This is a genomic window from Cohnella sp. AR92, assembly GCF_003990975.1.
Taxonomy (GTDB): Bacteria; Bacillota; Bacilli; order Paenibacillales; family Paenibacillaceae; genus Cohnella.
Map to the genome: position 1 here is coordinate 206180 of NZ_RZJR01000007.1, position 13265 is coordinate 219444.

The 13265-nt window shown below is 58.6% G+C and carries 8 protein-coding genes; all 8 read right to left on the minus strand.

Features of this window, described 5'->3' with window-relative positions:
• Positions 1 to 9: 9 nt before the first annotated feature.
• The 8 genes from ELR57_RS13300 to ELR57_RS13335 all read right to left on the minus strand — a co-directional run bounded on the left by ELR57_RS13300 (position 10) and on the right by ELR57_RS13335 (position 13077).
• Entirely contained in the window at positions 10 to 912 is a 903-nt protein-coding gene (locus ELR57_RS13300; protein WP_126959569.1) for a LysR family transcriptional regulator, read from the minus strand.
• A 412-nt stretch (positions 913 to 1324) separates the two neighbouring features.
• Positions 1325 to 2746 carry an MATE family efflux transporter gene (locus ELR57_RS13305; RefSeq protein WP_126959570.1) on the minus strand — a complete coding sequence of 474 codons (1422 nt, stop codon included), beginning with the start codon at positions 2744 to 2746 and terminating at the stop codon, positions 1325 to 1327.
• A gap of 6 nt (positions 2747 to 2752) precedes the next feature.
• The gene (locus ELR57_RS13310; protein WP_126959571.1) at positions 2753 to 5113 is read right to left on the minus strand and encodes a beta-galactosidase; all 2361 of its coding nucleotides are present in this window, start codon (positions 5111 to 5113) and stop codon (positions 2753 to 2755) included.
• 102 nt (positions 5114 to 5215) lie between these two features.
• Complete coding sequence (locus ELR57_RS13315; RefSeq protein WP_126959572.1) at positions 5216 to 6163, minus strand: LLM class flavin-dependent oxidoreductase; 948 nt, start codon at positions 6161 to 6163, stop codon at positions 5216 to 5218.
• Positions 6164 to 6341: 178 nt separating this feature from the next.
• Positions 6342 to 8504, minus strand: a complete 2163-nt coding sequence (locus ELR57_RS13320) for an alpha-L-rhamnosidase C-terminal domain-containing protein (RefSeq protein WP_126959573.1) — start codon at positions 8502 to 8504, stop codon at positions 6342 to 6344.
• 22 nt (positions 8505 to 8526) lie between these two features.
• Positions 8527 to 9360, minus strand: a complete 834-nt coding sequence (locus tag ELR57_RS13325) for a carbohydrate ABC transporter permease (protein WP_126959574.1) — start codon at positions 9358 to 9360, stop codon at positions 8527 to 8529.
• A 12-nt stretch (positions 9361 to 9372) separates the two neighbouring features.
• Positions 9373 to 11289 (minus strand): outer membrane protein assembly factor BamB family protein, encoded by a 1917-nt coding sequence (locus ELR57_RS13330; protein WP_126959575.1) that lies wholly within the window; start codon positions 11287 to 11289, stop codon positions 9373 to 9375.
• Between the two features lie 114 nt (positions 11290 to 11403).
• The gene (locus ELR57_RS13335; protein ID WP_126959576.1) at positions 11404 to 13077 is read right to left on the minus strand and encodes an ABC transporter substrate-binding protein; all 1674 of its coding nucleotides are present in this window, start codon (positions 13075 to 13077) and stop codon (positions 11404 to 11406) included.
• Positions 13078 to 13265: the final 188 nt, after the last annotated feature.

The following is a 13265-nucleotide window of genomic DNA, read 5'->3' on the forward strand; positions in this document are numbered from 1 at the left end:
GCCGCCGAATCACTCCTGAATCGCCGCCTTCAGCGCTTCGACGTAAGCCGCCCCCAGCTTGGTCAGAGAGGCGTTCTTATGCCCGATCCAGCCGACATGAATCGTCTCGTCGATGCTCAGCGGCACGGGGATGATGTCGTTGCCGTTCAGGTCCGCGCTCAGCACCCCGGTCGAGATCGTATACCCGTTCAAGCCGATCAGCAGGTTAAAAAGCGTGGCCCGATCGTTCACCCGAATGCTTTTCTTATGGGACAGCGTGCTGAGGATCTCCTCGGAGAAGTGGAACGAATTGTACTCCCCTTGGTCGAACGAGAGATAAGGGTAATCATCCAGTTGGTCGATGGTCACGCTCTTCTGCTTCGCGAGCGGATTGTGGACGCTGATAAAAATATGCGGCTTCGCGACGAACAAGCTGTTGAACTGGAGATTGGCCGACTTGAGCATCTTGTTGATGACCTTGGCATTGAACTCGTTAAGGTAGAGGATGCCGATCTCGCTTCTCATGTTCTTGACGTCCTCGATAATCTCGTAGGTCTTCGTCTCGCGCAGCGCCATCTCGTATTCCTCTAGGCCGTGCTCGCGCACGAGGCTGACGAAGGCATTCACCGCGAACGCATAGTGCTGGGTCGACACGGAGAAGTGCTGCGGCGACGGCTTGCCTCCCATGTAGCGGTTCTCCAGCAGGTCCGCCTGCTCCACGACCTGCCTGGCATAGGAGAGAAACTCGGTTCCTTCCTTGGTCAGCGTGATCCCCTTGTTCGTCCGCTCGAAGATCGTTACTCCGACTTCTTCTTCCAGCTCGCGGATAGCGTTGGACAAGCTCGGCTGAGAGATAAACAGGCGCTTCGCGGCCTCGTTCATCGACCCCCGGCTCGCCACCTCGATCACGTACTTCAACTGCTGCAGCGTCACTGGACACGTCCACTCCGTTCTATGATGGATGTTCCTATTATAGCTCATCCGGGCGGGCGGAATGGAATGATTGCGGAAAAAAGGGGGGCTCGGCGGGGGGCAGGGGGGGGGGCGAGGCGGGGATCCGTTTCTTAGACACAATAGGAAACGCTGCAACCCGACTTTATCGGGCTGCAGCGCCTCAGTCTGCTTGCTCGCATTCTCCAACTTGATTTCTACTCAGCTGAGTTCCTTCTCGCTCCTATCGCCGCTCCAGTTGAGTCGCGGTTGCTCACCTGCACCCGCCATCCGTCTGCGAACGCACCCACTTGAGTAATTTCTACTCAACTGAGGAGCCTGATGCGGCTAGCAGCAGGCTAGCGACAGTCAAGTGGACTAACATCGGCTTACGATATCTGAAGCCCGAACACGATCAACCGGATTGCGAAGCGTGATCCGCGTTCCCGCTGCTCGATACCCGAGCCTTGCCGTCCGGCTTAAACGCAATCCAACGCCAGGCGAAATAGCTTCCCCGCATCGCTTCATCGAGAATCGCCGCGACGTAGACGCCGATGACGCCCCAGCCGGCAAGCGCGCCGAAGGCGTAGGCTCCTCCCGTCGCGACCAGCCACATGCCGATGACCGACAGGACGGCGACCGCGCGCGCACCTCCCGTGATATTGAGCGAGTTGGACAAGCAGAAAGGCACGATCCGCATCGGCTGCCACAGGATGCAGATGGCCAGAAGCGGCAAGGCCGCGGAGACGACCTCCCGATCCTCCGTGAAGAGGCTCAGCAGCGGCTCGCCCGCCGCCCAGATGGCGGCGCTGGCCGTCAGCGCCAGGCTCACGCCGGCAACGATCGCCCGGATCGGCCCCCGGTAGACCTGCCCAAGGAACCCCGCTCCGAACCACTGCCCGATCTGGATTCCCAAGGCGCTGCCGATGGCGGACGCGATCATCCAAGGGAATTGCTGAATGGTTTGGACATAAGTATATGCAGCCAGAGGCTTCGGACCGAACGAAGAAATAATCGAGATCAGCACGATCTGCGAGAAGCCCCAGGACATCGCCGTCACCGATACCGGAATGCCGATTCCGACGATATCCTTGAGCAGGCCGCGATCCGTTCTCATCCAGTCGCCGAGCGTCATGCGCGGAACGAACATTCTCCACAGCAGCCAGAAGGACAGGGCAAGGCCGAACGAACGGCTGATTACCGTCGAGATGGCGGTTCCTTGGACTCCCAGCTCCGGGAACCAGCCGATGCCGAAGATCAGCAGGTAATTCAGAACCAAATGAAGCAGGTTCATGCCGAGCGTCGCGAGCATCGGCCCTTTGGTGTTGCCGATGTTCCGAATCAGCGCGTTGACCGCGAGGTGCAGCGTCATCACGCCGATTCCGCCGCCGACGATCGAGAGGTACTCGACTCCATACCCGCGAACCTGCGCCGGAACCCCCATCAGTCCGACGACCGCCCCGGACCCGAAAGCAAGAACCAAGCCTCCGGCAACCCCGAAGATCAGGTTGGCCTTGATCGCGATAGCAGCCGTCTGCCTTGCCTTCGCTTGCTCGCCCGCCCCCCACATTCGGGCGATGATCGCCCCGGCTCCCGCATTGATGACGGCGAACAGCGTCATCGCGGTCTGAATGACTTGATTGGACACGCCTACCGCCGATGCGGCATTGTCGCCGATCCGGCTCACCATGAGCGTATCGACCGTTCCCATGAGGAACTGCAGCAGCAGCTCCATGCCGATCGGCCAGCTCAGGCTCCAGAGGCCTAGGCGGCTCCGCTTCCGTTCCCCGGCGCGGGAAGGGCGATTGTCCCCGACCGGGGCCGTCTCCGACTTCATCGCAGCCTATCCCTTCTTCAGCACGAGCTCATAGACGGGTACGATCGAGACATTCGACAGCTCGGCGATGAGTTCCGCCGCGTTCGAGCTCCAGCCGGCCATGGTCGTGTTGCTGTTCACCATGCTTCCCTTGCGGATCGGCGAGACGTACAGGTACATCCCCTCCCGAACGAGCCTCTCCTCGAAGCGCTTCAGGCCGATCTCCCACGTCTTGCCGTTGCTGAAGTTGTCGTTGATCAGGTCCCCGTCAATGAACGCGTAGCCGATGTCGCCCGCGTAATCGACGCGAAGCAGCGCTTCCTTCACTCCGGCGAAGGAGCCGGCGGCAAACTCCAAGGCAGCCTTGTCTTCGCCGACCCGTTCCAGGCCGAACGCGATCTCCCGGCGAGGGATTCGGAACCGGTATGCCGAGAACAGACCTTCATCCGTGCGTTCCAGCAATTCGCCGCCGATCACCGAGCCAAGCTCTTCGAAGTCGGGGAACACCTTCAGCTCCACCTCATCGGCGTCCGTGGATTCCAGCTTCACCTCTCCGTCGCCGACCAGAAGGGTCGCGGAAGTCAGAAACACTCGCTCTTTCCCCCATACTTCCGCTTTCCAGAAGCCTAAGCTTTCCGCCTCTGTCAAAGTCCGGATCGAGACGATGGTTCCTCCGGGAGCCATCAGCACGATGGGCTCGGAGCTTCCTTCCGCGGGCCGTACGATCGTCCATTCTCCCGAGCGAGCCGTCTCGGCGGAGCCCGCTTCCAGCCGATGCAGCGCAGCCGTCTCGAACGCGTACTCCGTCGGCATGCCCGGCACCGCCGCGAAGAAGCAGAGCAGCTCGCCGTCGGTCTCCAGCGTCGTGATCGGCTGCGCCATCGCGTACTTCAGGCGAATGCCGCCCAAGTCGAGGTTATAAGGCAGCATGGCGTACCCGTCCTTGCCGAGCTGGAGAGCCCCTTCCGCCGGGAATCGGATCTCCTCGGAAGCCGTCTTGACCGTGACCCCTCCCGGTACGAACAAATCATGGGTCTCTACATGATCCTGATAATTGTTCAGGAACAGCAGGCCGGAGCCGTCGGCGGCGCGTACCGCATAACGCAGGGTATCGACGTCATAGGGGTCCATCGTCGACGTATCTCCGGGGAGAATCGTCTTCGTCCGGCACATCCATTCCTCGAACGTCCGGTAGAAATAGTGCTGCAGGCGCGTCCGGTGGTACGATTCCCTCACTTGCCCGAACTCTCCGATGCACGCGTTGAAGTCGTAGGAGATTTTCGGCGTGGCCATGTCGTTCAAGAACGGATCTCTCTGCCCGCTCGGGTTGGAGCCGCCGTGATACATGTAATACCCGATCAGGTTGCAGCCTTCCGCGACCTTCATCCCGGTCATCGCCGGTACGCTGATATACGGGAAGTCGAACCGGTACCGGTAGAACGGCGTCATTCCCCCGCCCATCTCGCAGCAGGCATAGGGATAATCCTCGGGGACGTACGTCGGCTCGAAGTTATAGCTGACGGGAAGGGAATTGTTGTGCTTGTCGCGGAAAATATACTCCGGCGTCGCGGGATGCTCCTTCATATCCCCGAAGCGGTCATGCTCGTAATAGATCCACGGCCAATGCGAATAGCCTCCCCAGAGGGGAAGCATCTCTTCGGCAGGGGTGGACGCTCCTCCCCAAGCCGTGCACGTATAGAACGGCGTATCGATGCCCGCTTCGATCGCCATCCGCTTAAGCCGCAGCATATGCTCTTCGCCGTCTTCGCCGCGGGTCATCCACTCGTTGCTGATGCCCGTCGTCAGCGCCCATTGCGCCGCGGAATGATTATGCTCGTTCTCGATCTGCGTTCCGATGATAGGACCGCCTTGCTTGTAGAGCAGCCCTTGAACCTGCAGGCTGATCTGCTCGTACAGCGGCTTTACGAAGGCCAGATAGCCTTCGTCGTTGGAACGGATCCGGATCGGCCGGCCGAACAGCCAATCGGGCAGGCCGCCGTTGCGGACCTCGCCATGGTCGAACGGGCCGATCCGAATGATGACATACAGATCATGCTTGGCGCACAGCTCGATGAAGCGGCGAAGATTCCGACGCCCGTCCCAGCGGAAGACGCCTCGGATCTCCTCATGGAAATTCCAGAAGATATAAGTCGAGACGATGTTGATTCCGCCCATCTTCATTTTCACGATCTCGTCTTCCCAGAGGCTCTCGTCGTAACGGGCGTAATGGAATTCGCCGCAGATTCCGAAGTAAGGCTTGCCGTTTCTCTCCATATAATAATTGCTGAAGCTCAGGCTCTCTCCCGAAGGGTGAATCCCCTTCATCTTGCTCGCGCCCGAGCGGATATTCTTGCGGTCGTCTCTTGCGTCGATCGCGTAATCGGTCAAAGTCATGCCCTCCCGTCGATGTTATCGCTTACATTCTAGCACGGGCGATTCTGCGGGCAAGGCCGTAAAGCTATGATTTCCTTCGAAAAGCTAAGGTGGCTCTTATCCGATCTCCCGAGCGAGAAGCTCATACGAACGCAAGCGCTTGGCATAGTCCGGAATCGACGTCACGATCATGAACTCGTCAACGCCGTAGACGATCGCCAGCTCCTCCAATTGGTGGGCGAGCTGCTTCGGCGTGCCGAACAGAAGCTTGCTGTTGCCTCCCGAACCTCCGGTCGCCTCTCCGCCGGGAACGGCTTGGCGGAACAGGATCGACGAGTCCGCGGCCAGGCGGACCGCCTCTTCTTCCGTTTCGGCGCAGACGACTCCTATCGTCACGATGGCCTTGGCTTCCTGATGCAGCGGCGAAGGAATGAACGCCTCCCGGTAAGACCTCAGGACGGCGGCGCCGTTCGTCTCGCTCATGAACTGACCGAACACGTATCCTATGCCGTATACCGCCGCGAATTCCGCGCTTTTCTTGTTCGTTCCCAGCATCCACGCCTCGGGCTGCTCGGGAGGCTGCGGGCGCGCCCCTACCTTCTCGCCATCATAGCGATAGGTATCCTGAAGAAGCGCGGACAGGTCCCGCAGCTTCTCCGGCACCTTGCTCACGTTCTCGATAAAGTTGCCGCTGAGCGCCATGCTCACGTGCGCATTGCCGCCCGGCGCCCGCCCCAAGCCGAGATCGATCCGGCCGGGATACAGGCTTGCCAGCATCCGGTAGGTCTCCGCTACCTTCAGAGGCGAATAGTGCGGGAGCAGCAGCGCTCCCGATCCGAGCCGAATCCGTTTCGTCCGCGCCCCGACATGCGCGAGGAGCACGTCCGGCGTCGGACAGGCCAGGTGCTTCATGTCATGATGCTCCGCTACCCAATAACGCTCATAGCCCCACCGCTCCGCCGCGACGGCTAGCTCCGCCGCTTGGCCTAGAGCGTAGGAGTCGTCTTTATTTTCCAATACCGGCACCAGGTCCAGTACGCTGAGTTTGATTCGTCCCGCCGACATTCTCGATCATCCTTGTGCCAGATAGGCATGGTTTCTTTTTACTATACTCATGAATGGTTTCATCTAGCAACGACTTCCTAACTTTATGTACTTTTTACCTATTTGCATGGAAACTAATGTTAAATTATCTGAGTCTAATTATTCATGGCAAAGGAAAAAGAAAGACACTGACGCAAGGTCAGTGTCTCGCTTCGATCCCTTTCGCCGCGATCCCATCCGGCAGACGAAGCACGAGCGTCTCCTCGTTCCCGCGGTCCCATCCGGCTGTAATCGCTCCGAACGGGGTCGGAATCGTGCCCACGCAGCTTTCGATACCGGAGATGAGCCGAGGGTTGAAGGCTATCGAACTGTATCCCGGCTCCAAAGGCTCCACGCCAAGAACGCGCGCGACGATCCAATGCACGGGAGTGCCCGCCCAGCTGTGGCAGAGGCTGATCCGATAGGAGTCGTACGCCGTGTAGGTCGTAAGCGCATCATGGAAGTCTCCGTCATGCTTCAGCTTCACGCTCTCCCAACAGGTCGTGGCTCCTTCCGCCAGCATTTTGCCCCAGACCTGCGATATGGCTTCCCATGCCTTCTCCTGCAGCCCGAGCATCGAGCAGCAATCCGCCAGCCAATACGCGGACAGCGGCGTGATCGGGTCTCGGACCTCGTAGCTTCGAAGAAACGCTTCGCCCTGCTCGTTGCCGACATAGCCGGACAGAATGCCGAGAAGCCGGGTGATGAGCTGCTCTCCCTCCAAGAACCGCTCGGGTTCGATCTCGGGATAGGACCAATCCGGCAATCCGTTCAGCTCCGGAATATACCCGCCGAGCCGGCGCAAACGGTCGCCCGTGAGACGAAGGAGAGCCTGCATGCCGAGCCGTCCTTCCTCCTCGCCCATCGGCACCCACTCGATCAAGGTCGGAGTGACGTTAATCAGCTCGTTCGTCGTCGGATCGATGTTCCGGCTCACTTGGTCGCAGTGTCTCGCTATCTCCTCTTCCAACGAAAGGACGAACTCCTTGTCTCCCGTATGCAAATAGTACTCCCAGATGTTGTTGAGCCACCACAGCGTGTATGCGGGAATCGCATTCATCCAGTAGCCGCCGGGCGTTCCTCGGCCTAACTCCTCGATCGACCTCTTAAGCACGGATAGATCGTCCCATAGGGCGTAGTCCGCTTTCGCCGCGAGGTAGAAATCGTAAGTCCAATTAAGCCGGTCCCTCTTGATGCCGTCCCACAGCCCGATCTGATGGCAGATCCGGTTCGTGTGGACGGAGATATCGTAAATATCCTTTAGCAGCTTCGAATCCGTCCGCAGCGTGCCCGCCTCCCTGATCGGAACGCCGACCTCCTCGGCCTGCCACTCCAATTCGAAGGGAATTCCGTCTTCCGCCATGACGTACAACCGGAAGTAACGAAGTCCTTGCGGAAGGGTGAATGGCGTCTCTCCCGCTTCCAGACGAACGACTTCCGTGATAAGCCCCTCGTAATTCGCCAGCTCCGGCAGCGATTCCGCCCCATTCCAGATGAGGGCGACCGAAGACGCCGAGACATTGCGAAGACGGAACCGGACGTTGTATTCCCGCCCCAGATCCAGCGTGCAGAAGGGCAGCGCCGCGGCGTTCGAATCCCGAAGCGCCTCGTTCCTCTCGCGCCACTCCGTCTGCTTGCGCACATGATAGAAGATGTGCAGATCGCGCCTCGACGGCTCCGGCAGCGTAACGAAGCCTTGCCCGCTCCCGCGAAGCAACGCCGACATCGACGTTGCGCTGACGTTTAGCCCCGAAGCCTCGAGAACCGAGAAGCCGACAAGCGGCCGAACCTCGATATCTCCGAAGCCTCCGGCGACGAACCATTCCGGCCCGTCCTCCAGGTCGCCGAACGGTTCTTCTCCGAGCAAGCAGACGACGGCCGCCGATTGCTCCCCGCCCGCGCTCCATTCGTCGTCCGTCGCAAGCCAGAACGACTCCCCGGACAGATAACCGATACATCCGACGCTCCGCTCATGCAGATGGATGTTGATCGGAACGATCGGCATGAACGCCTCGCACCGGACGCTCAGGCGAAGCTTATGGTTACCTGCCTCTAAGCGGGTCGGGAAGCCTTCGATCCGGCGGAAGGAGCACACGTTGGCCGCGCTCTCCTCCAGCCTTCCGACAGAAGAGCCGTCTAGCTCGACTTCGACGCCCCCGGTCAGGGCCACGCGAAGCTCTACCCCGTCGACCGCCTGGTCGAGAGAGAATTCCCTGATCAATTCGATCGCTTGCCGTTTCTCCCGCTCTTGGTGCCAGATCCACTTGGGGATCTCTCCGCGCGGGCTTCTTTTGCCACTTTGAATATCGATTTGGGCTGCCATTCGATCTACCGCCTTTGCTTGGTTACATCTTCAGCGCGCCTTGCGTCATGCCCTGGATGTAATATTTCATGCCGAAGGAGAAAATGAGCAGCAGCGGCACGGACGAGATCGCGTAAGCCGCGAACCGAGTTCCGAGATCGGTCACCCCGAACTGCTTCGTGAAGATCGTCAGGCCGACCGCGATGACTTGCAGATTGCTGTCCTGAATCGTGAGCAGCGGCCAGATGTAATCGTTGTAGACGCCGACCGACTGCATGATGAACAACGTTGCCAGAATCGGCAGCGAGAGCGGAATGACGATGCGGAAGAACACGCGCAGCTCCGCCGCACCGTCCATTCTTGCCGCTTCGAACAGTTCGCCCGGCAAGCCGGACATATACGTGCGGCATAGGAACGTTCCGAAGATCTGACCGCCAGCCGCGCTGGAGACGATGATGACCCAGGGAGTGTTCGTGAGCCCCATGTTCTCGTACAGCACGTAAGAAGGAATGAGCGTCAGAATGCCCGGAATCATCATGATCGCGAGCATCATCATGAAGAGGACTTCCTTGCCCGGGAACGATTTCTTGGCGAAAATGTACCCGGATACGGCCGACAGCAGCATGACGCAGACGCTTCCCGATACCGCGTAGCCGACCGTGTTGATGATATAGCGCCAGATGGCGTGCAAGGCTTCGGAATAATTGCCCCATCTCGCCGGAGCCGGAAGTCCCCAGAAGTTGCCGAGAATCTGCGCGTTGCTCTTGAGCGAGCTCACGAGCATGAACAGGATCGGCACTAGGGTGAGGAAGACCAGCAATGCCAGAATCGCGACGATGCCGATTTGCCTTGCGTTAAGATTCTCACGAATATTCATGGTCGCCCCTCCTTAATCGTCCGCCGACTTGATGAATTTCATATTAATGACGGTAATGACCAGAATGACCGCGAACATGCTGACGCCAAGCGCCGAGGCGTAACCGAGATCGCTGAATTTCGTCGCGGCGTAATACATCTGCAAGGCGGGCACGTAGGTCGAATCCATCGGACCGCCGCCGGTTACGATCATGATGCCGTTGAAATCCTGAATGATGCCGATGAGGCCGAGTATGATCAGGAACTTGAATTGGCCGGACAGCATCGGCAGGTGAATGGACCGGATAATTCTCCCCAGCCCCGCTCCGTCCATCTTCGCCGATTCGGTCAACTCTCCCGGGATGGCCAGCAAGCCCGCATACAGAACAAGCAGCTGCAGGATCCCGATGAACGGAAAGCCGATGAAGATGAGAGCCCAGAGCGCCGTCTTCGGATCGCCAAGCCAACCGTGCGCCCAGGAGCCGAGTCCGATCAATTGAAGGAAGTTGTTGAACAGACCCATGTTCGGATCATAGAAGTTCTGCCATATGAGCAACCCCGCCACCGCCGGAATGACCATTGAAGCCGTGAATGCCGTCCGGAAGCCGTACTGCAGCTTCTTGCTGCGCAGGTGGTAGATCAGTTCGGCGACGATAAGCGGAGGGATGATCGTCTTGATAAGTCCGGTCACGATGAGAATAAGCAGGTTGCCGAAGCCTTTCGTGACGTAAGGATCGTGGATCATGCGCTTGAAGTTGTCCAAGCCGATGAAGGTCGTCGTTCCGCCGGGCTGCCATTTGTACAAGGAATGGACCAGTCCCGAGAACGCAGGGTAGTACAAGAACACGAAGATGAGCAGGAAGCTCGGAGCGAGCCCGAGGTAAACCCATTTGGCCTTCCAGATCTCTCTGAAAATGCCCAGCTTGTTGCGTTTCTTCATATAAAGCAGGAGCAGCACGATGACCGCGACGGCTGCCGCCGCCAAGGCCGACCACAGGACCGTCTTCCACTTCGCCGCTTTCTCCGCGCTCTTCACGGCGCTGCCGATATCCAGCTTCAGAATACGCCCGTCATCCGTTCCCGCGTAGAGGGTTTTGCTGTCCGACGCGAATTCAACCGCGCGCCCCGCCTGTCCTTCCTTCTCTTCCCACAGCTTCTTGCCGCCCCGATCGAAGATATAGAAGTTCCCCGACAGATCCGCGACGCCCAGCAGCTTGCCGTCTGTCGAGAACGCGACGGCCGAGACGCTGTCCCGGGTGCCGTAGGCCGTGATCCTCTTGCCTTGGGAATCGAACAGTTCGACCTGATTGGCGTTCGTGCCGACGGCCGTTTCGCCGTCGTTCGTCACGGCGATCGAGGAGATTTGCCCCCTGGCTCCGAACTTATGAAGGACCTGGCCGTCTTTGCCGACCAGATGCAAGAACTGGTCCGCCGTCGCGGCGACGATCCATTCCCCGTTCCCGGATACCCGAACCGACTTCATCACCGTTCCGATGGATGCCGTTCCGGTCTGCTCCCCGGTCTGTCCGTTCACGAACAGGAGCTCGTTGCTCCGCTGAATGACGACCGCGATCGCCGAGCCGTCGTTCGAAGCGGACACGCTCTTGACCTGCCGCTTCATATCGGTGTCCCAGCGCGTGTTGCCCGCGGAGTCGTAAGCGTAGAGATGCCGGTCGTCCGAGGCGACGAGCATCGTCCCGTCATCCAGAAGCACGACGTCGGTAATGACGTTCTTCGCTTGCTTCTCGTACAGGAGCTGCCCTTCTTGATCGAAGACGACCGCCTTGGAGCCATGAGTTCCGACCGCAAGACGGGTGCCGTCCTCCGAAGCGTTGATGGAGGTAATGTCTCCGGCGCCTTCGATCGCCCACTCCTTGCTTGCCGAAGCGGCATTCGGTACGAGTCCCAGCAGGAGCAATAATGTTATCAGGATCCAAGGGGTTCTTCTCATCATGCTCCTCCTTGCTTTTGCTTGATCTTCCATATCCATGGTTGCCCGACTCCTTCGTTAAGCCTGAAGGCCGACTGCACAGGCCGCTCGAGCCTGTGCAGTCGGACAGCTTGCTTACTTGCGTTCCGGCGGTCTGCTCTCCGGCGTATCCAGGTCGGACAGCTCCTTCTTGCCTTGCTTGAGCATCGGCTCGAGATACTTGTCGACGTTGGCTTGAAGCTCGTTCAGATACTGCTCCGTCGTGATCTTGCCTGCGAAGAAGCGCTGTACGCTGCCTACCCAATCCTGAACGGACGGCTGATAATCATTCAGGCCGCGTGCCAGCTTGTTGCCTGCGCTCTCGTAGCCCTCCGTGTTGCCGATCGGCGTAAAGTCTGCGAATGCGGCCGTCATATCAGCCGGCAGGGTGATGTCCTTAAGCGCAGGCGCTCCCGACAGGGATGCATCCTTGCTGTTCTGAATCGCCTCGGCGTATACCTTATAGCCTTCCGGACTGGTCACATACATCATGAAGTTCATGGAAAGCGCGTTTTGCTCGGCGTTCTTGCTGACGATGCCATAGAAGCCGATCGGAATCTGGATCGTGCGTGCCGGAGCCTTCACTTCCGGTCCTTGCATCGAAGGCATGTTGAAGAATCCATATTCGAACGCCTTCACGCCTCCCTGAGCGCCCGTCTTGGTCTCATCGGCGAAGTCCTTCGGCAGCTGCCAGTACGAAGCCGGGGTGGAGACCATCGTCGCCGCCTTGCCCGTAAGGAACAGCTGGTAAGCTTGGTCGTCCTTCACTCCGAAGAATCCGTCCGGCGTATAAGAGAACAGCTTCTTCAGATTGTCCGCATAAGCGGCCCAAGCCGGGTTGCCCGCGATCTTGTAAGGACCTTCCTTGTCCCTAACGGCCTTCCATTGGCGAATCTCGTTCTTGGTGACGTTGCTGTTCGAGTCGTTGTACGGATCCGTCGGGTCGTACTTCCATATATCGTCGACGCCCGGCAGGAACGTATAATCCTGTTCTTGGGAACGAATGACATTAATATAATCGCGGAGGTATTGGTCGGCATAGATCCGCACCAGCCAGCCGGCTTGGTTGCTCCACATCGAGTTCGCGTCTCCGGCGAGCGCCAGCGGCGTGAAGCCGGCTGCCTTAATCTTGTCGAAGTCGGCGGTCAGTTCGTCAAATGTCTTAGGCGTCTCCGTGATGCCGACCTTATTGAAGATCTCCTTGTTGTACATCCAGACGATTTGAACGGATTCGAAATTCAGATTGTACAGGTGGTCTTCCGTGCCGACTCCGTCCAGGTTGATGCCCATCGCCGCCAGATCGAGCGAATCCTTCCACGGCTTGCCGGTGTACGGATTCACTTGGTCGAAATAAGGGTAGTAGTCGACGAACTTCTTATCCGACATCAGGTTCGCCACTTCGTTGTTGACGATCAGGTCGGCGTCAGGCGTTCCCGCCGCGAATTGAGCCGTCAGCCATTCCTTATAGCCTTCCAGCGGCTTATTGTCTACGTTGACCTTTACGCCGGGGTTCCTCTTCATGTACGCGTCCGCTACCGAATTCCAGACGGAAGACGAAGCGTTCGGCAACGAGATGTTGATGGTCCCCTTCAGTTCGGGCGCGGCCGATTCGGATGGGCTCGCGGAAGGGCTTGCGGATTCGCTCGGCGTGCCGGAAGCCGAATTCGAAGCGCTCGGCTCGGCCGTGTTATTGTTGTTGCTGCACGCCGCAAGTACGGACGTGGCCATCAGAGCGCTAAAGAGCAATGCCGATCTTTTTCTGATTGTCATGTCGATCTCCTCTCGTTCTTTAGGACATTTTTAAAGCGCTTACTTTCCCCCGCTAAAAAAAACCGCTTATTGCGCTACGGTAAAGTATGCTTCATATATATTCGTATACTTTACTGTTTAAAGTATACTGTATAGGCAACGATCACGCAATAGCTTTTTCCAATGTCGAGAAGAGACAAGAAAAGCTG

Excerpts from the sequence above, each read along its gene's own strand:
- ELR57_RS13305 (WP_126959570.1), bottom strand. The coding sequence starts at position 2,746 with ATGAAGTCGGAGACGGCCCCGGTCGGGGACAATCGCCCTTCCCGCGCC.
- ELR57_RS13315 (WP_126959572.1), bottom strand. The coding sequence starts at position 6,163 with ATGTCGGCGGGACGAATCAAACTCAGCGTACTGGACCTGGTGCCGGTA.
- ELR57_RS13320 (WP_126959573.1), bottom strand. The coding sequence starts at position 8,504 with ATGGCAGCCCAAATCGATATTCAAAGTGGCAAAAGAAGCCCGCGCGGA.
- ELR57_RS13325 (WP_126959574.1), bottom strand. The coding sequence starts at position 9,360 with ATGAATATTCGTGAGAATCTTAACGCAAGGCAAATCGGCATCGTCGCG.
- ELR57_RS13330 (WP_126959575.1), bottom strand. The coding sequence starts at position 11,289 with ATGAGAAGAACCCCTTGGATCCTGATAACATTATTGCTCCTGCTGGGA.
- ELR57_RS13335 (WP_126959576.1), bottom strand. The coding sequence starts at position 13,077 with ATGACAATCAGAAAAAGATCGGCATTGCTCTTTAGCGCTCTGATGGCC.